Origin of the sequence: Nocardia terrae (assembly GCF_009760405.1) — a bacterium.
GTDB lineage: Bacteria > Actinomycetota > Actinomycetes > Mycobacteriales > Mycobacteriaceae > Nocardia > Nocardia terrae.
Genome location: NZ_WRPP01000003.1, coordinates 255429 through 273651 on the forward strand (window position 1 = coordinate 255429; position 18223 = coordinate 273651).

At 69.3% G+C, this 18223-nt stretch carries 19 protein-coding genes; 7 read left to right on the forward strand and 12 right to left on the reverse strand.

Features of this window, described 5'->3' with window-relative positions; translation table 11 throughout:
* Positions 1 to 12 precede the first annotated feature (12 nt).
* From GPX89_RS45455 to GPX89_RS16630, 3 genes are all read right to left on the reverse strand, one after another.
* Complete coding sequence (locus GPX89_RS45455; protein ID WP_157388477.1) at positions 13 to 1134, reverse strand: anti-sigma-D factor RsdA; 1122 nt, start codon at positions 1132 to 1134, stop codon at positions 13 to 15.
* Positions 1127 to 1708 carry a sigma-70 family RNA polymerase sigma factor gene (locus GPX89_RS16625; RefSeq protein ID WP_154786124.1) on the reverse strand — a complete coding sequence of 194 codons (582 nt, stop codon included), beginning with the start codon at positions 1706 to 1708 and terminating at the stop codon, positions 1127 to 1129. The genes GPX89_RS45455 and GPX89_RS16625 overlap by 8 nt, the downstream gene beginning before the upstream one ends.
* 158 nt (positions 1709 to 1866) lie before the next feature.
* Positions 1867 to 2781: a hypothetical protein gene (locus tag GPX89_RS16630; protein ID WP_157388478.1), complete on the reverse strand. Its 915-nt coding sequence runs from the start codon at positions 2779 to 2781 to the stop codon at positions 1867 to 1869.
* A 610-nt stretch (positions 2782 to 3391) separates the two neighbouring features.
* Here GPX89_RS16630 and GPX89_RS16635 point away from each other — a divergent pair.
* The 5 genes from GPX89_RS16635 to GPX89_RS16655 all read left to right on the forward strand — a co-directional run bounded on the left by GPX89_RS16635 (position 3392) and on the right by GPX89_RS16655 (position 6319).
* Positions 3392 to 3685 carry a WhiB family transcriptional regulator gene (locus GPX89_RS16635; protein ID WP_157388479.1) on the forward strand — a complete coding sequence of 98 codons (294 nt, stop codon included), beginning with the start codon at positions 3392 to 3394 and terminating at the stop codon, positions 3683 to 3685.
* A 497-nt stretch (positions 3686 to 4182) separates the two neighbouring features.
* Positions 4183 to 4749 (forward strand): sigma-70 family RNA polymerase sigma factor, encoded by a 567-nt coding sequence (locus tag GPX89_RS16640; protein WP_328601916.1) that lies wholly within the window; start codon positions 4183 to 4185, stop codon positions 4747 to 4749.
* A gap of 1 nt (position 4750) precedes the next feature.
* Positions 4751 to 5065 (forward strand): RskA family anti-sigma factor, encoded by a 315-nt coding sequence (locus GPX89_RS16645; RefSeq protein WP_235947458.1) that lies wholly within the window; start codon positions 4751 to 4753, stop codon positions 5063 to 5065.
* A 168-nt stretch (positions 5066 to 5233) separates the two neighbouring features.
* Entirely contained in the window at positions 5234 to 5437 is a 204-nt protein-coding gene (locus GPX89_RS16650) for a hypothetical protein (protein ID WP_157388480.1), read from the forward strand.
* Between the two features lie 135 nt (positions 5438 to 5572).
* A complete protein-coding gene (locus tag GPX89_RS16655; RefSeq protein ID WP_157388481.1) occupies positions 5573 to 6319 on the forward strand; it encodes a hypothetical protein in 747 nt (248 codons plus the stop codon).
* A 92-nt stretch (positions 6320 to 6411) separates the two neighbouring features.
* On the opposite strand, the gene groL is transcribed toward GPX89_RS16655, so the two are convergent.
* Complete coding sequence (groL, locus tag GPX89_RS16660; protein WP_157388482.1) at positions 6412 to 8019, reverse strand: chaperonin GroEL; 1608 nt, start codon at positions 8017 to 8019, stop codon at positions 6412 to 6414.
* 220 nt (positions 8020 to 8239) lie between these two features.
* Positions 8240 to 8542, reverse strand: coding sequence for a co-chaperone GroES (gene groES, locus GPX89_RS16665; protein ID WP_328601917.1), 303 nt, complete (start codon positions 8540 to 8542; stop codon positions 8240 to 8242).
* Between the two features lie 636 nt (positions 8543 to 9178).
* Here groES and GPX89_RS16670 point away from each other — a divergent pair.
* A complete protein-coding gene (locus GPX89_RS16670; RefSeq protein ID WP_157388483.1) occupies positions 9179 to 10621 on the forward strand; it encodes an Hsp70 family protein in 1443 nt (480 codons plus the stop codon).
* A gap of 67 nt (positions 10622 to 10688) precedes the next feature.
* Here the strand turns inward: GPX89_RS16670 and tsaD are convergent, their stop codons facing one another.
* The 6 genes from tsaD to dapA form a co-directional block, all read right to left on the reverse strand.
* Positions 10689 to 11720, reverse strand: coding sequence for a tRNA (adenosine(37)-N6)-threonylcarbamoyltransferase complex transferase subunit TsaD (tsaD, locus tag GPX89_RS16675; RefSeq protein ID WP_157388484.1), 1032 nt, complete (start codon positions 11718 to 11720; stop codon positions 10689 to 10691).
* Complete coding sequence (rimI, locus tag GPX89_RS16680; protein ID WP_157388485.1) at positions 11717 to 12241, reverse strand: ribosomal protein S18-alanine N-acetyltransferase; 525 nt, start codon at positions 12239 to 12241, stop codon at positions 11717 to 11719. Before rimI ends, tsaD begins: the two co-directional genes overlap by 4 nt.
* Complete coding sequence (gene tsaB / locus GPX89_RS16685) at positions 12238 to 12948, reverse strand: tRNA (adenosine(37)-N6)-threonylcarbamoyltransferase complex dimerization subunit type 1 TsaB (RefSeq protein WP_157388486.1); 711 nt, start codon at positions 12946 to 12948, stop codon at positions 12238 to 12240. The genes rimI and tsaB overlap by 4 nt, the downstream gene beginning before the upstream one ends.
* A 59-nt stretch (positions 12949 to 13007) precedes the next feature.
* Positions 13008 to 13439 carry a tRNA (adenosine(37)-N6)-threonylcarbamoyltransferase complex ATPase subunit type 1 TsaE gene (gene tsaE / locus GPX89_RS16690; protein ID WP_157389107.1) on the reverse strand — a complete coding sequence of 144 codons (432 nt, stop codon included), beginning with the start codon at positions 13437 to 13439 and terminating at the stop codon, positions 13008 to 13010.
* Between the two features lie 11 nt (positions 13440 to 13450).
* Positions 13451 to 14587: an alanine racemase gene (gene alr, locus GPX89_RS16695; protein ID WP_328601918.1), complete on the reverse strand. Its 1137-nt coding sequence runs from the start codon at positions 14585 to 14587 to the stop codon at positions 13451 to 13453.
* A 116-nt stretch (positions 14588 to 14703) separates the two neighbouring features.
* On the reverse strand, positions 14704 to 15609 hold the full coding sequence (gene dapA, locus GPX89_RS16700; RefSeq protein WP_157388487.1) for a 4-hydroxy-tetrahydrodipicolinate synthase: 906 nt from the start codon (positions 15607 to 15609) through the stop codon (positions 14704 to 14706).
* 71 nt (positions 15610 to 15680) lie between these two features.
* Between dapA and GPX89_RS16705 the strand changes: the two genes are divergently transcribed.
* The gene (locus GPX89_RS16705) at positions 15681 to 16562 is read left to right on the forward strand and encodes a LysR family transcriptional regulator (RefSeq protein ID WP_157388488.1); all 882 of its coding nucleotides are present in this window, start codon (positions 15681 to 15683) and stop codon (positions 16560 to 16562) included.
* Positions 16563 to 16677: 115 nt separating this feature from the next.
* Here the strand turns inward: GPX89_RS16705 and GPX89_RS16710 are convergent, their stop codons facing one another.
* A complete protein-coding gene (locus tag GPX89_RS16710) occupies positions 16678 to 18144 on the reverse strand; it encodes an NAD(P)H-hydrate dehydratase (protein WP_328602060.1) in 1467 nt (488 codons plus the stop codon).
* Positions 18145 to 18223 lie beyond the last annotated feature (79 nt).

The window sequence follows — 18223 nt, forward strand, 5'->3', positions numbered from 1 at the left end:
CAGCTGTCGGGCTCAGTGCGTCCCGGGTGCCGGAGCCGGCGGCAACACGGGCACGCCGGTCGGCAGCACGAGCGTGGTCGGAACCACCGCCACGGTGCTCGGCGGCTTCTCGACCGTCGGCTGCTGTGTCGGCGGCACCGCGCCGCCGGTGTTGCCACCGGTCGGCACCACCACGGTCGTGGTCCCCGGATTACCGGTCGGCGGGGTCGCCGGCTCGGAGGGCTCCGAAGACGGTTGCGTCGGAATCGTTGTCACCGGCGTCTGCGTCGGCGGCGTCGAAACACCGCCTCCCGAGGACGGATTCGGGTTCGGGCTGGCCAGTCGCGGGTCCACCGTCGTCGACGGGTTGCCGCTGCTGTCGGGCAACGGAACCTGCGGCTCCGTCGTCTGGTTCAGCGTGGTCGTCGGAACCGGCACCTTGGTGGTGGTCGGCATGAGCGACGTCAGCGGCGCCGCGATCGTGGGCGCCACCTGCTGCAGCTGCGCGAACAGCTGCTGCCAGCGGTCGTTCAGACCGTCCTTCTTGCCGGAGTCGTTGACCTGGTTGGCATTGTCGGCCGCCTTCTCCAGCGCCTTCCTCGCCTCCTCGGGCTTGTCCTGCGCCAAGGCTTGCTCCGCCTGAACGAGGTTGTCATCCGCCCGCGCCACCACGGTGGACTGCGCCTGCTCGCTGAACACGACCTCCTTCATGGGCCAGAGCAGACCACCCGGATTCGCGTTGTAGGAGAACGCCGTCAGACCGCCGAGGATCAGCGCCACGGCCGCCGCAGCACCGAGCAGAGGCCGAACCAGCCGTAGTCGCCCCCGGTTCGACGCGCCGATCCGCGCCTGCCGGGCGCCGATCTCCTGATTGACCGCTGCGACAATGGCATCCAGGTCCGGTCCGGCCGGCAACGGCTCGGCCATGATCTCCGCGCGCCAGTCCGCCAGCAGGGCCGCGAGCTGATACTCCTCCGAGGTGCCCGTCTGCACGGGACCGTCACCGGAGATGGCGTCGATCAGCGCATCGTCGCGTCGCACCGCGGCGATATCCACCGGCCCGGTATCACCGGACGCCTCGGCGTAGGGACCGCTGTTCTGCGATCCAGGTCGCGCCTTCCAGTCGCCCCGACCGCGCTCGCCATCCCTAGCCATACATTTCACCTGCCCTCGCCACTTGAGACTTGAGTTTCGCGAGTGCCCGGTGCTGGGCGACTCGTATAGCACCCGCGGTACTGCCCACCGCGACTGCAGTTTCTTCAGCCGACAAACCCATGACCAAGCGCAGGATCAGGATCTCTCGATGCTTCTCCGGCAAAGTCGCCAGCAGAGCGTTCATCTGCCGGCTCGTTTCGGATTCGAGAGCGCGCTGCTCCGGCCCCTGGTCGGTGGATATGACATCCGGTACTTCGGCCATGGCGTCCGCCTTGTTACGGGCGGAATTTCTGTGGGCGTCCGCGACCTTGTGCGAGGCGATGCCGTAGACGAATGCCATGAACGGTCTGCCCTGGTCCTGGTATCGCGGCAGGGCCGTCATGACGGCGAGACACACCTCCTGCGCGACGTCATCGGCCGAGAGCTGGCCGCGTTCGGCCGTTCCGATGCGTGCGCGGCAATACCGCACCACGAGGGGGCGGATGCTCACCAGTACCTGGGAAAGGGCCGCCCGGTCGCCCTGCGCTGCGGCAGCGACGACAGCGGGATCCAACTCCTCACCCGTGTTGTTCATCGTCAGAGCTGTTCCTGGCGTTTACGAGAGGGCACGGCGGCGGGAGGGCCGGTGCTTCCGCGGAGGGGCGGAACGGTCCAACAATAGCGGCTGGCTCATTCAAGCCAGGCGTTACGGGTCTGTTCTCGGGGACGACTCAGGGAAGTCCCCGGGGACACTCAGGGGCGGCCGAGAACCTCGCTCGCCGAACGCAATCGCCCACCGCGAGTTGCCAGCAACCGCGCACAGGCGGCGGCGACCTCGGCGCCGTCGCCGGTCGGCTCGACGCCCGAGCGCAGCATGCCGCAGGCCCAGCGCAGCGGCAGCAGCTCATGGTCGCGGCAGTCGCGGTCGACTTCGGTTGCGAGAGCACGGGATCGGTCGAGATCGCCGGACGCGGCGCTGGCGGCGGCCAGCAGTAGCCGGGATTTGACTCGATGCCGCAGCGAGGGCGAGTTTTCGGCGAGGACGACCGCGGCCTCGGCGTGCGCCAGGGCGGGATCGGCGGAGCGGTCGGCGGAGGGCACGGAGATCAGTCCGGAGCCGGGGGCCGACAGCGCCGTCTCAGCAGACACCCAGTGCAGGCGGACACGCGGACGCCACGCACTCCCGGCATCGGGCAGGTGAATGTCGAGATACTTGCGGCAACGGTTCAGCAGCCGGGCGGCAAGCGCCGGGCGGAGGGTGCCGAGCGCGTCCGCGGCGAGTCCGGTCAATGCGTCGCAAACGGCTTCGGCATGAAGAATTTCGGCGGGGGTCGCGGCGGGCGCGGGGGTACGGCCCACTGCGGCGGGCAGCACGAGGGCGGCGGCGCGGCCATCCACGACAGCGGCGTGTGTGTGCCATCCGAGCTGGCGCAGCAGTGAGCCCTCGGTGCCGTGGGTGAGGGACAGCAGCGCCGGGTCGGCGGTGGCGCGGCGGGCGCGGGCGAGTTCGGCGCGGGCGGCGGCGTAGTGCCCGACGCCACCGAGCGCAACGGCCCGCAGCCAGGATTCCCGGGCGCCGGCCGCTGTGGGCAACCCGACGGCAGCGCGTTCTGGGGCCGAGCCGAAGGCGGCGTCGGCGAGTTCGGAGTTCACTTCGAGCACAGGCACAGCCGCACTCTAACCAGCGCGAGGCCAAGTGAGGGCAGCTGCCATATCACAGTTCTCCAGCAACCCATCAGCATTCACAAGCGCTCTTGTGTTTCCACTCCGTAAATCTGTTCTCGCTATCGCCTAGCACGCCCGTTAGGAATTCGTATAGCGTTTCGCGCTATTAACCTGAGCGCCTCGAAGCGGCCACTTCTACCGTACTCAGGGCCGGATGTCCAATGGCTGAGATCACTCTGATCGCGATGCTTGCATAGATCGCGTGACAGGTATTGGTACCCGGAAATCATCTCCCACCAGGCACTTTGACCAGTCGGATGGGCTATCACAGGTTGGTCACGACGCTGGGCAACCGAACAGTATCACCACAGTCGGGGCTCTTTGTAAATAGCGAGGATGTTAATTCTCTAATGTCCCAACATTCGGCTCGAGACGAATGAAGCTATTGACTCGATTTCGTTGTTCGACCTAACGTACGACATCGCCACCGTTGGCGTCGCGTTGAATTGCGGAGCCAATGAAGTGCGATCGCCGGGCCACGGCGATGCGGCCACCTGTTTGCCACCAGCACCGCTCGACAATGCCGACGAGCTCGCACCACAAGGAGTTCACCATGCCCATGCCGACCCACCTCCCTGGTCCTAACGCCGACGTATGGGATTGGCAGATGCGCGGATCCTGCCGCGGCCAGGACTCATCGGTGTTCTTCCACCCGGACGGCGAGCGCGGCCGCGCTCGGTCCCAGCGCGAGATGCGCGCCAAGGAAATCTGCAAGGCCTGCCCGGTGCTGCTGCACTGCCGTTCGCACGCCCTGAAGGTCAGCGAGCCCTACGGCATCTGGGGCGGAATGTCCGAGACCGAGCGCGAGCTACACGCCCGCCGCAACCGCCGTCGCGTCGTCGCCTGAACGTAAGCCCCCTACACGCGAATTCGGACGCTCCCTCTCGCCGAAGTCGAGTCGTCACGGGCTCACCTTCGTGAGGGCGTCGATCGGGCTTCGAGACAGTCGGCGCGGGTAGGCGAGCAAACCCGTGTGACCGATGTTCACCAGCGGTGTCGTTGATGCGGGCGGCGGGGTGAGCTCGAGATTTTTCCCATCCGTTCGGGTGGGTGTGCCGAATGTCTAGCAAACACCCGGCACCGCTCGATGGGGGTCGGTGGCGGCCCGATGCGTCCCGGCGTGTCTTCGATGTCACGATTGCGGCGTTTCGGTGCAAAACGGAAAACCGCTGTGCGACAGTCGCTTTGCCGATACCCCCACCCGAGAGGAGGTCATAGCGGCACGCTACCCTCGTGGCCGATGACACAGAACGGAGCGTTGTGACAACGCGGCCGCCTGCCGCAGAGGGCGACTCGTTCCAGAGTTCGAGGGACGGTCGGGTGGGAACTCCCAGTGTTGACTCTGTGGTGACGGCACGCGCAGCCGAAAGTCTCGAACTCGCCGCACTTCTCGAGCGATGCGGGCAGTCGGATCAGCAGGCGTTCGCCGAGCTGTACGACCGCACCAGCGCACGAGTCTTCGGCCTGGTCCTACGCGTGCTACATGACCCTGGCTACGCGGAGGAGACCACACAGGAGGTCTATCTCCAGATCTGGCGCACGGCATCCAATTTCGACCCGAACAAGGGCTCGGCGGTCACCTGGCTGATGACGCTGGCCCATAGACGCGCGGTCGACAGAGTCCGTGCCGAGCAGGCCCACGCCCAGCGCGAGGTCGCCTACGGCACCAGCACTCTCGGTAACGAATTCGATGAAGTCACCGAAGAAGTCGGACGACGGCTGGAGCAGCAGGCGGTACTCGCCGGCCTGGCCACGTTGACGGAGACACAACGGGAAGCCATCTCTCTCGCCTACTTCGGTGGGCGGACATATGCCGAGGTAGCGGCATATCTGGGCGTAGGGTTACCTACCGTTAAGTCCCGTATACGGGATGGACTGACACGACTCAAGAAAAGTTTGGGAGTGACGTGAGATGAACGAAAGCCAGATCGATCTCGCGCACACTGTCGCGCTCGGATCGATCGGCGACGAGGATCAGCGCGCAGTGGCGGAGATTTTGGATACCGACGATTCGGTACTGCGCGCCGCCTTTACCCAGGAAGTGCAGCAGACCCGAGAAGCGCTCGCGCTGGCCGCGACGACGGTGGCGGTCCCCCCGCCCCCCGCGCTCCGCGACCGCCTTCTCGCTGCGATAGCTACAGACCAGGCCCCGCCGAGCACGATTCACCACTCCCACACCGCGTTCCACCATGGAAACGGCCGTTCCGCGAGTCCCGTCCGGGACTAGCCCTTTCGCATGCCACCAAACCAGGTCGCCTGACCGGTTTTGATTGCACGCTTCGCCGGTAACGCCCGCATTGAACCGGACGATTCGGACACCAAAAGTCCGTGTGCGCCATGAGAATTCACAGCGCCCTCACGAACTTCATTGCGCCCCACGAACGGATCGTCCGGCATGCGCCTTCTCGGCCTCCCCACCCTCACCTACATCCGTGCCGCCATGGGCGCGGCCGCGGCCCTCGTATTGGTCGTCACCGGCCTCACGGCCTTCGCCCATGTCCCCAAGGCCCATCCCGAGGACTCCTCCCCCGCGACCCCGTTGCCTCCGGTCACCGTCACCCTCGGCCCGCATTTCGACTGGGCGCCCCCGACGTCCTGACAGGTCGCGTCGCAACCCGATCCCCGCCGATCCACCGGGCCGACCGCCCGTCGCGAGTCCGCCCGCAGAATCCGATCAGAGTGCGCGGGTGACCATCGCACCCTCGAGGCCCGGCCGAGCCCGGACCGCGGAACCATGGTCGAGCATGGGGCGGACCCGGGCGCGGCCATCGACGCGACACTGGAATTGCTGGTTGGGCAACTGAACGCCTTGGCGGACAAGCCCGATGAACTCACCCGCGCGGCAGGGCAATTGAGCATTCCCGCCGCGATGACGATGCTCAGCCGCTCCAAGGAGACGCGCAAGCGGTGGCGGGAACGGCCGGAGATCATGGATCGGCTCGACCAGCTCGAGGAGGACGGGCTCGTACCGCTCTGGCTGCGCGAGATATTCCTGCTGCACGACGATGTCGAATTGGTCGTCCTGGACCCGAAGAACCGGCGCGCCTTCGAATTCCGACTGGTCGGTGTGCAGGATCGGCTCTATCACTGCCCCGCACTGCTGCAGGACGCGCTCCTGCGTCACACGGGACCCGGCTACCTCGATGCCGAACCGGTCGATCCCCAGGCGGTCCGCTACGCCCGCAACGACCACCTCACCCGCGACGACTATGCCTCCGCCGCAACGCTGATGGACCATCAGCGCTTCAATTTCGCCCATCCCGGCGTGGGCTTCATGCCCGGGTCCGGTTCCCCGGAGGAGCTGCCCCTCCTCGAGGGCAAACCGCTGCTCACCGTGGCCCCCAAGGGAATCCACTTCAACTGGCGGCCGTCGAATATGTACGGCGTGCTCCACCAGGCACTCGAATCCTCGGTGGAATTGAGCCGTGAATTCACCTCCGCCGAGGCCGAGGCGCTCCTGGGGCGCTGCGGCCTGGACTGACCCGGCCGCTCGGACAACGAGGCCCCCGGACGGATTCCGTCCGGGGGCCTCGAATTTCAGCCTCGATCAGCCGATGGCCGACGCGGCGGGACTCAGTGCGAGTGCCCGTGGTGCGCGTCGGCGGCCTCCTCGACCGGCTTGTCGACGATCGCGGACTCGGTGGTCAGCACCATGCGGGCCACGGAGGTCGCGTTCTCGACGGCCGAGCGGGTCACCTTGACCGGGTCGATGACGCCCTCGGCGACCAGGTCGCCGTAGGTGAGGGTGGCGGCGTTGAAGCCGTCCTTGCCCTCGGTCACCTTGGAGACCACGACCGCGCCGTCGACGCCGGCGTTGCTGGCGATCCAGAACAGCGGGGCCAGCAGCGCCTGCCGCACGACCTCGACGCCGACGGCCTCGTCGCCGGAGAGGCTGTCGCGCAGGGCGCCCAGGGTCGCCGCGGCCTGGACCAGGGCGGTGCCGCCGCCGGGGACGATGCCCTCGGCGACCGCGGCCTTGGCCGAGGAGACGGCGTCCTCGACGCGGTACTTGCGCTCCTTGAGCTCGGTCTCGGTGGCCGCGCCGACCTTGATGACGGCCACGCCGCCGGCCAGCTTGGCCAGACGCTCTTCGAGCTTCTCGCGGTCCCAGTCGGAGTCGGTGGTCTCGATCTCCTTGCGCAGCTGGGCGACCCGGCCGTCGATGTCGGCCTGCGAGCCGGCGCCCTCGACGATGGTGGTGTCGTCCTTGGTGACCACGACGCGGCGGGCCTTGCCCAGCACGTCCAGGCCGGCCTCGCGCAGGGTGATGCCCAGGTCCGGGTTGACCACGGTGCCGCCGGTGACGATGGCCAGGTCGTCCAGGAACGCCTTGCGGCGGTCACCGAAGAACGGGGCCTTCACGGCGACGACCTTGAGGGTCTTGCGGATCGCGTTGACCACCAGGGTGGACAGCGCCTCGCCGTCGACGTCCTCGGCGATGATCACGACCGGCTTGCCGGATTCCGCGATCTTCTCGAGCAGCGGCAGCAGCTCCGGCAGCGAGCTGATCTTCTCGCGGTTCAGCAGGATCCACGCGTCCTCGTAGACCGCCTGCATGGTCTCCGGGTCGGTGACGAAGTACGGGGACAGGTAGCCCTTGTCGAACTGCACGCCCTCGGTGATGGCGACCTCGGTCTGCAGACCCGAGGACTCCTCGATGGTGACGACGCCGTCCTTGCCGACCTTGGTCAGCGCCTCGGCGACCAGCGCGCCGATCTCCTCGTCGCGCGAGGACACGGTGGCGACCTGCGCGATGGCCTTCTCGCCGTTGACCGGGGTCGCGGCGGCCTGCAGGGCGGCGGTGACCGCGTCGGCGGCCTTGCTCATGCCCTTGCCCAGCGTCATCGGGTTCGCGCCCGCGGCGATGTTCTTCAGGCCGCCCTTGATGAGCGCCTGCGCCAGCACGGTGGCGGTGGTGGTGCCGTCACCCGCGACGTCGTTGGTCTTGGTGGCGACGCTCTTGACCAGCTGCGCGCCCAGGTTCTCGAACGGGTCCTCGAGGTCGATCTCGCGGGCGATGGTGACACCGTCGTTGGTGACGGTCGGGCCGCCGAAAGCCTTGGCCAGCACGACATGCCGACCGCGCGGGCCGAGGGTGACCTTGACGGCGTCGGCGAGCTTGTCGACGCCACGCTCCATAGCCCGGCGAGCCTTCTCGTCGAACTCGATCTGCTTTGCCATATGTGTACCTACTCCTGTGGGTCCGGGTCGGTCCGGGGACGAGGCCCCGAACCCCCGAAGAGGTTGGGTGGGAACGCACTCCGCCCCGGGCCGAATGCTGTTGTGCGCAGCTGCGACTCCGGGGCGGAAATCCGGGGGTTCGGGGGCAACGCCCCCGCTCCCCTTTCATCGGGGGTTCGGGGGGCGAAGCCCCCTGAGAGCCCCGAGAGTTGGCGCGTCCCTACTTGGTGACGACGGCCAGCAGGTCGCGCGCCGAGAGGATCAGGTACTCCTGACCGTTGTACTTGACCTCGGTGCCGCCGTACTTGCTGTAGATGACGACGTCGCCCTCGTTGACGTCCAGCGCGATACGAGTCACGCCGTCCTCGGCAACCCGGCCCGGACCGACGGCGATGACGGTGCCCTCCTGGGGCTTTTCCTTCGCTGTGTCGGGGATGACCAGACCGGAGGCGGTGGTGGTTTCGGCCTCGTTGGCCTGGACGAGGATCTTGTCCTCGAGCGGCTTGATGTTCACGCTCGCCACGTTGAGCCCTCCACTTTCGGGGATTCTTCTTGCCCGGGGCTGTTCCCCGGACTCACGGTTTCGGTCTTGCGTGACCCCTGCGCAATAGCCCCGTCGTCGCGGGTGCCGGGACCCCTGCGTAGTAGTCATCAGCTGGCACCTCAGCACTAATCCGATGCCACCTAGCACTCTATACATGTGAGTGCCAGCGCTCAAGGCCAGGCACTGCTACACGCAACCGGCCGTTACCCGTAACGCCGCTGGACAACGCGCTGACTCCGCTGGACACCGCGACTCGCCGACACGACCGCCCGGGATTCTGAGGTCTTCCAAAGAAATCCGAAAATCTGTAACGTTCGGATAACGGATTGTGACACCATGGACGACGGCCGCGCTACGAGACCGAATCGGTCCCGTCTCGCATGCCGTCGAGAGTTACACAACTGCTTCACCCCGCTAACCGTGCGGCCACCCTCCGCACGGGCTCGAGAAGAGAGCAAGACCGCAAGTGATCAGTGGCAGGTCCGCATGCCCCATCGGACACGCTCCCGCCGCGATCCGTAGCTCGCCGGAATCGTCTGAAACCCGCAGGGCGCGTCCGGTGTCCGTTCGAGATGGTCGTCTCCACCAGGACCATCCGCTCGAAGGGAGGTGAACATGCGAACATCCCTCGGCATCTCCGCCGGGAGCGAGGTGGTGTGCTCGGCGACGGTCGCCACCGCGCCCAACGGCGCCCAGAACTTCGACTACCGGGTCGTGACGGCCGATACGGCCCACTCCGATCTCGGCGATCTGGTGGCATCCTCGATCGAATTGATGACCACCCAGATTCCCCGCGACGCGGTGCATCCGGTCGGCGCGCACCCGGTCGCCCGCGTCGCCAACCATCACGAGCCCGAAGCGGCCCCGCCCAACGACATCGCCGTCGCCTACCGGGACCGGGAACAGGCCCAGATCATCCGCTCGGCGATCGGCAAGCAACGCCACGGTGTGCATCTCATCCCGGAGAGCACCGCGGCCCTGGCCTATCTGCGGCACACCGGCCTGCTCGACCGCTGGGACACCGTCGCGGTCATCGATATCGGGGCCACCGGCACCACGGTCACGGTCGCCGATCACGCCGACGACACCGTGCTGCGCACCGAGCGCACCACCGCCATCGGCGGCAATGCCATCGACGAGCTGATCCTGCAGCACCTGCTGGACTGTCACCTCTCGCGCCGCGGCATCCGGCCCAACCGGGGCATCCTGCTCAATCGCAGCCGGGCCGCCAAGGAGCATCTGTCGGTGGTTCCGGCGGTCACCATCGACCATGTGGCCGGCCAGCCGCTCAAGCTCACCCGGGTCGACTTCGAGGAGATCGTGGCCGATCTGCTGCGGGAGCTGGCGGTGTTCGCGCGCGCGGTGTTCGCGCGAGCCCCGAAGTTCCCGGAGGCGGTCGCGGTGATCGGCGGCGGCGCGAACGTCCCGATCATGGTGGTGGGGCTGGAGCGCCAGCTCGACGTGCCGGTGGTCACCGTGCCGGAGCCGGAGGCGGCGATCGCGAAGGGCGCCGCGCTGGTGGCGGATTCGAGCACGCCGAGCGCGTTCCCGGTGATCGGGCTGGGTTCGGACGCGCCGATCGGCACCTTCACCAAACTGGCGGGCACACTGGCCGGAGCGATCGTGGTGGTGGGCCTGATCATCGGGTACGGCGTCAAGGAATTCGTGGTGCCCGAGCCGCAGAACACCCACTACTCGCCCTCGACCACCGGGCCGCAGCAGCCGACTCCGTCGTCCACGCCGCCGAGCCCGTCCAACGGCTCGACCACGCCGAGCGGCAACCGCACCACCGCCGCCGTCCCGCCGCCGCAATCCGGTTCGGCCACCGGCGTTCCCACCGTGCCGTCGGCCACCTCGATTCAGCAGCCCCCGCTGCGCCCGGATCCGGACCTACCCCAGATCCCGTTCCCGGCCGATCTGCCCCGCCTGCTCGGCCCCTTGCTCGGCACCGCAGTACCGCCCGTCGAATCGGAGCCGAAGGTCTCGCCTTCGCCGCGCTCCAACACGACTTCGGGCTCCGGTGGCGCGACCGCGACCTTGGTCCGCCCCACCGACTAGCTACATCGAACAACTACTCGCCGCGACCGGAGCACAGACTCTCGGTCGCGGTCGCGTTTTCTGAGGTCTACAGGTAGCTGGTGGAGACCGACAGGCCCGGGTCGGTGGCGACCGTCAGGGCGGAAGGCTTTGCGCCGCCCGCGATCACGTGGGCGCCCAGGGTGGCGATCATGACGCCGTTGTCGGTGCACAGGCGGGGCTTGGGGACCCGCAGGGTGATTCCGGCCGCGGTGCAGCGTTCTTCGGCCAGCGAGCGGATGCGGGAGTTGGCGGTGGCGCCGCCGCCGAGGACGAGGGTGTCGACACCGATGTCCTGGGCGGCACGGACGGCCTTCATGGTGAGCACGTCGGCGACCGACTCCTGGAAGGACGCCGCGATGTCGGGGATCGGGAGCTCGCGGCCTTCGCGTTGCGCCGCTTCGACATAGCGGGCGACCGCGGTCTTGAGGCCGGAGAAGGAGAAGTCGTAGCGCGGATCCCGGGCGCCGGTCATGCCGCGCGGGAAGGCGATGGCGTGCGGATCGCCGTCGGCGGCAATGGCATCCAGCACCGGGCCGCCCGGATAGCCGAGACCGAGCAGGCGGGCCACCTTGTCGAAGGCCTCGCCCGCGGCGTCGTCGACCGTGCTGCCCAGCTCGGTGATCGGCTCGGCGAGATCGGTGACCTGCAGCAGATGGGTGTGGCCGCCGGAGACCAGCAGTGCGACCGCCGGGGGCATCGGGCCGTGTTCGAGGGTGTCCACGGCCACGTGCCCGCCCAGGTGGTTGAGCGCGTAGAACGGGATATCCCACGCCGCCGCATAGGCTTTCGCCGCCGCGACGCCGACCAGCAGCGCACCCGCGAGACCGGGTCCGATGGTGACGGCCAGTGCGTCGGGCTTGCTGATCCCCGCCGCCGCCAGCGCGCGGCGCATGGCGGGCACGATGGCCTCGAGGTGGGCGCGCGAGGCGATCTCGGGGACCACGCCGCCGAAGCGGGCGTGCTGGTCCACGCTCGAGGCGACCTCGTCGGCGAGCAGTTCGCAACTGCCGTCGGGCAATCGGCGCACGATGCCGACTCCCGTTTCGTCGCAGGAGCTTTCGATACCCATGACGATCATGACGAGACCTCGGCGTCGGTGGTGAATCCGTCCTGCGGACGGTGCCGGTTGAAAGAACCCGCCATGTCGGGACGCCGCATGGTGTACGCGTCGGCCCCACTGGGCTGGTAGTAGTTCTTGCGCAAACCGATGATGTGGAAGCCGTGCTTCTCGTAGAGCGTGATGGCGGGCGCGTTGTCGGTGCGGACCTCGAGGAACACCGGTCCGCCACGGCGTCCGGCCTCCAGCAGCAGCGCTTCCAGCAGCAGCGTGCCGACGCCCTGCCGGTGGCAGTCCGGGTCGACGCCGATGGTGTGGACCTCGGCCTCGGGATGATCGGCGGTGCCCAGCAGCGCGATTCCCGCGTAGCCGACCATGCGGCCGCCCGCGTCGCGGGCGGTGATGTAGCGATTGTGCGGTCCGGCCAGTTCCGACAGGAACGAAACCTCGTGCCAGGGATCGTCCTCCGGGAAGAGCACCTGCTCGAGTTCGGCGCAGCGGGAGACGTCGGCCGGCCGCATCGGTTCGATGCGGATGGTCATCGGCCCACCTGCGCGTAACTCTTCTCCACCGCGTCGGGGCGGCGCAGGTACAGCGGCACCAGCGGGGCGGGCGGGGCGCCGGCCAGGATCTCGGCGGCGGCGCACTGCACCAGCCCGGCCGGGGAGGGCGTTTCGACCGGCAGCACCGGCAGATCGAAATAGTCGACGTGCGAGGCGGATCCGGCGATCACGGTCGCCGCGGCCTGATCCAGGTCGGCGGGCTTGCTCACCTCGGGGCCCTCGGCGCGGGCCAGGGTGCGGCCGTCGCCGGTGGCGCGGTAGCGCGCCCAGTACACCTCGCGGCGGCGGGCGTCGGTGACGACCAGCAGCTCGGTCGGCTCGGAGCTCTCGCGCAGGTAGCTCTCGGTGTCGGCGGCGATGGCGTCGAGGCTGCACACGCCGTAAACCGGCACGCCGAGCGCATCGCCGAAGGCGGCCGCGGTGGCCATGCCGACGCGCAATCCGGTGAACGGGCCGGGGCCGATCCCGGCCACGACGGCGGCGATATCGGCACGGGAGCGCCCGGATTCGGCCAGGCAGGCCAGAATCTGCGGGGTCAGCACCTCGTTGTGCGCGCGAGCGTCCACGGTCACCTTGGCGGTGATCGTGGTGATGCGCGGTGCGTTCGACCCGGGTTGCGCCGGTTCCAGTTCCACCAGTCCCGCCGTGACAGCGGGAGTCGCGGTGTCGACAGCCAATATCAGCATGATTGTCTTTACGATACCGGGTGGTACAGCCCACAAGGCGCGGTGTCTGCCTGCGGGAACTAGTTCGCGGCGACCCACTCCCATTCGGCGGTGCGCACATCCGACTCCGGCTCGCGGCGCAGCTGCACGCGCAGGTGACGGTCGGCCAGGTGTTCGGCCACGCCCAGACCCCACTCCACCACCACGACCGCGTGGTCCAGATCGGTGTCCAGATCCAGGGCGTCGAGTTCGTCGAGATCGCCGGCGAGGCGGTAGGCGTCCACGTGCACCAGGGCCACCGCGCCCGGATGCGTGCCGGCGCGATGCTGGCGGGCGATGATGAAAGTCGGTGAGCTGACCCGTCCTTCGACGCCCAGCCCCGCCGCGATGCCGCGGGTGAGCGCGGTCTTGCCCGCGCCGAGCGGGCCGTCGAGGATGACCAGATCCCCGGCCTGCAGCTGCCCGGCCAGCTCGCGGCCCAGCGCCTCGGTGTCCTCGACGGTGGCGAGCATGCGGTGCTCGCTCACCGGGTACCTCCGAGGTGGGTGCGGATCACGCGGCCGCGGGGGGCGCACACGATTTCGTAGTTGATGGTGCCGAGTGCGTCGGCCCATTCGTCGGCGTGCGGGTGGCCCGGCTCACCCCCGAACAGGACGGCGGTGTCGCCCGGCTGGACACCGGATTCGTTCTCACCCAGATCCACCACGAACTGGTCCATGCAGACCCGGCCGATCTGGGGGCGGCGCGCCCCGCCCAGCCACACCGAGAACTTGCCGCTCAGGGGCCGGGGCACGCCGTCGGCGTAACCGGCGGGAACCAGAGCGACGGTGGTGTCGTGGTCGGCGATCCACTGATGACCGTAGGAGACGCCCTCACCCGCGGCGACCCGCTTCACCCGCAGTACCCGGGCGCGGAAGGTCATGGCCGGGCGCAGGCCGAAGTCGGACAGTTCCGGGATCGGCGAAAGGCCGTACACCGCAATGCCGGGACGCACCATGTCGAAGGCCAGGTCCGGGCGGGTCAGCGCGGCAGCGGAATTCGCCAGGTGCACGAGCTCGGGTTCCAGGCCGCGGTCGCGGGCGGCGGCGATGAACTCGAGGAAGCGGTCGCGCTGCATGTCGTTGACCGGGTGCTCGGGCAGGTCGGCCATGGCCAGGTGGGAGAACAGGGCGCGGAAACGCACGACGCCGTCGGCGACCAGCTTCTCGAGCAGGTCGAGCACCTCGGGGAACTCGGCGGCGGGAATGCCGTTGCGGTTGAGACCGGTATCGACCTTCAGGCTGACGATGGCGGTGCGGCCGAGCCGGCGGGCGGCCGCGGCCACCTGCTCGAGCTGCGCGAGCGCGGAGACGCCGAGTTCGATATCGGCGTCGATGCCGCTCGCGTAGTCGGCGTCGGAAGTGTTGAGCCAGGACAGGATCGGCGCGGTGATGCCCGCGGCCCGCAGGGCGACCGCCTCGGCGACCGTGGTGGTCCCGATCTCGCGGGCGCCCGCGTTCAGGGCGGCCCGCGCCACCTCGGCCGCGCCGTGGTTGTACCCGTCCGCCTTGACCACGACCATGACGGCGGCGTCTCCGGCGTGCTCGGCCAGGATGCGCACATTGTGGGCAATGGCGTCCAGGTCTACGAGGATCTCCACCTGAGGGTCGGGCGTATTCACGCCCTCGATGCTAATGCCGCCTCTCCGGGCCTTTAGCGGGCGGCTGAGAGCCGTTACCTATCCCACACCCGTGCCGGCGGTCGGGTGCCGAACCGATTGTGGACATACCCGGTGAGTTACCCGCATCTCACGAAATCAGTTGTCACCTTGGCGACGGCAATCGCCGCCGACGCGGCGGACAGCGAGTTCGGACTCGCCGGGAGCAGGGGCAGGCGGACGTTGGGGGTGGGGATGCGGCCCTGGGCGGCCAGAACCGCCTTGACGACAACGGGGTTGGGTTCGGTGAACAGGGCGGCGGCCACAGGGGCCAGGCGGTTGCCGATTTCACGGCCGCGGTGGAGGTCGCCCGCATGCCAGGCGGTGATCAGCTCGGCGTAGGGCCCGGGTGCGACATTGGCGCAGGCGAGAATCGCGCCCGAGGCGCCGAGGGCGAGCAGCGGGGCGGCGTAGAGGTCGTCGCCCGCGAGCACCGAGGTGTGATCGGGCAGGCGGCTCATGAAGGCGACGGTGGTGTCGTCGATGCCGCCGGCGGTGTATTTGAAGCCCGCGACATTCGGCAGTTCGGCCAGGCGGCACAGGGTTTCGGCGCTGAGGGACCGGGCCGTGCGGTAGGGAATGTGATAGATCAGCACCGGCACGGGACTGGCGGCGGCGAGGGCCCGGAAGTGTTCCACCACACCGGCTTCGGAGGGCCGGGTGTAATAGGGGACGACCGCGAGCGCCGCGGTCGCGCGGGGGTCGAGGGTGGTCAGGGCGCGCACCGAGTCGAGGGTGGCGTTCGAGCCCGCGCCGACGATGAGGGCGGCGTCGCGTTCCCGGCAGACTCCGGCGCAGATGTCGATCACCCGGGTCTGTTCGTGGGCGGTGAGGGTGGCGGGCTCCCCGGTGGTGCCGAGGGCGACCAGGCCGGCCGCGCCCGCGTCGAGGACCTCGTGGGCGAGGGCCTCCAGCGCGTCGGAGGCGATCTCGTCGGTGGCCGTGAAGGGCGTGATCAGGGGCACGTACAAGCCGGTGAATGTCATGCCGACCAGCCTTATCGAGTCCGTGCGTCAGGTCCATTTCACGTTTCTACTTCCGAGCGTAAGCTGAGCTGATGCTCGACGTCCGCCGCCTGCGCCTGCTCCGCGAGCTCGCGCACCGCAAGACCATCGCCGCGGTCGCCGACGCCCTCACCTACACCCCGTCGGCGGTCTCCCAGCAGCTCACCGCCCTGGAACGCGAGGCCGGAGTGCCGCTCCTCGAACGCACCGGCCGCAGCGTCACCCTCACCCCGGCCGCCCTGCGCCTGGTCGAGCACGCCGAAACGATCCTCGCCGTGCTGGAAACGGCGACAGCCGAACTCGCGTCCGCCCGATCCGAGCTCACCGGGTCCCTGCGCATCGGCGCGTTCCCCACCGCCGTCCACACGATCGTGTCCCCCGCCCTGGTCGCACTCAGCCGTGACCATCCCCTGCTGGAACTGCTCGTCACCGAACTCGATCCGGCCGCCGCGCCCGCCGCCCTGCGCGCCGAGACCCTGGACATCGCACTGCTCCAGGAATACGACTACGTGCCCCTCGCGCCGGAACCCGGCCTCGACACCGAGCCGTTGTTCGAGGAAGTCATCCACCTCGCCACCCTCGAGCCCGGACCGCTTGCCGCCCAGTCGGATTGCCCTTGGATCGCGGGCACACCCGGCACCCTCTGCCACGAGATGACGGTCCGTGCCTGTCTCGCAGCGGGATTCACTCCCCGCATCCGCCATCACGCCGACGACTTCGGCACCGTCCTCGCGCTGGTCGGCGCGGGCCAAGGCGTCGCGCTTGTCCCCGATCTGGGCGTGCTCTCGGTGCCGGCGGGCGTCACCCTCACGGCGCTGCCGACGCATCGCCGAACCCGCCTGGCCTACCGCCGCGGCACCGGAGCACATCCGATCGTCGCCGCCGCGCGGGCCGCCCTGCACGCCGCCGCTACCGATCGTGCAGCTGGTGCGTGAACTGCTCCGGGTTCATCAGGGCCGTGCCGATCTCCTCCCCCGATCCACCATTCCGCCCACTGCCCGGCCGGGCGCCACGCCGCCGGAACCGGGGCGGACACCCGCTCGAGGACGGTCAGGCGGCGAGTTCGCGCAGGGTGCCGATGGCCGCGCGGAGGTGGGAGAGCAAGGGGGAGGCGGAGATCGGGGCTCCGGCGGTGGTGGCCGCGTGGGCGGCGAGGTTGGCGGCGAGGGCGTGGGCGCGGGCGGCGGCCGCGGCGGCCCGAGCGGGGTCGGAGCCGTGTGCGAGGAGGGCGGCGATGATGCCGGAGAGAACGTCGCCGGAACCGGCGGTCGCGGCCCAGGAGCCGCCCGCCTCGTTGACGTAGGTCGGGTGACCAGGGCTGGCGATGAGGGTGGCTCGGCCCTTCAGCAGGACTGTGACCTGCCAGGATTCGGCGAGTTTGCGGACCGAGGCGACCCGGTCCGGGCCGGGGTCGGAGCCGGTCAGGCGGGCGAATTCACCGGCGTGCGGGGTGAGGACCGTGGGGGCGGCGCGGCCGGTCACCAAGGATGGATCCGCGGCGAGCAGGGTGAGGCCGTCGGCATCGACCACGACCGGCAGGTCGGTGGCGAGGATTTCGGCGAGGCGGTCGCGGGCGGCGGAGTCGGTGCCCGCGCCGGGGCCGAAGACCCAGGACTGGACGCGGCCGGTGGTGGAAATGGTCTCGGCGGCAATCACTTCCGGGAAGTGGGCGAGGACCTGGGCCGCGCCGGTGCCCGCGTAGCGGACCATGCCCGAGGTGGCGGCGATCGCGCCGCCGGTACAGAGCACCGCCGCGCCGGGGTAGGTGGCACTGCCCGCGCAGACGCCGGTGACGCCCTGGGTGTACTTGTCGTCGAACGGGCCCGGGACCGGCCAGTCCGCGCCGACCGTACGGTGTTCCAGCGCAATCAGATTCGCGGCGGGAAGTCGTAATCCGATCGGCACCAGGTCGACTCGGCCGCAATGCGGCGCGCCCAGCGCATGAACGGGCTTGTACGCGCCGAAAGTGACGGTGACCGCGGCGGTGACCGCGGGACCGGCGACGGCTCCGGTGTCCGGGTCGACGCCGCTGGGCAGGTCGACGGCGATGATCGGGCAGCGCACGCCCGCAACGATTTCGGCCGCCACGGGGCGCAGTGCGCCATGGCCGGAGATACCGACGATGCCGTCCACTACCAGATCCGGTGTGCCGAGCAGGTCGTCCGCGCGCAGCTCGTCCGCGGCGGCCGGAGCGGGTACGACCCGGCCGCCGGTGCGGCGCAGCGCGGCCAGACCCTCCGCGTGGGCACGCTCGGGTGAGAGCAGGATCGCGCGCACCGCGAGCCCGCGACGGCGCAGGAACGAGCCCGCCCAGAGCGCGTCGCCGCCATTGTCGCCGGAGCCGACGAGCAGGGTGACCGACCGGCCCGCCACTCCCCCGGTGCGTTCGCGGAGTTCCCGCGCCACCACGTCGGCGAGGCCGAAGGCGGCGCGCCGCATGGGCATTCCGGCGGGGACGCGGGTGAAGAGCTCGGCTTCGGCGGCTCGAACCTCGTCGGCCGTGTAGTACGCGCGCACCGCCGCTGCGGTCATGGTTCGCCTCCCGGGAGTCGACTGCCTGCGCTTGTGCAGACTACGCCGCGGAGTCCGGCGCGCA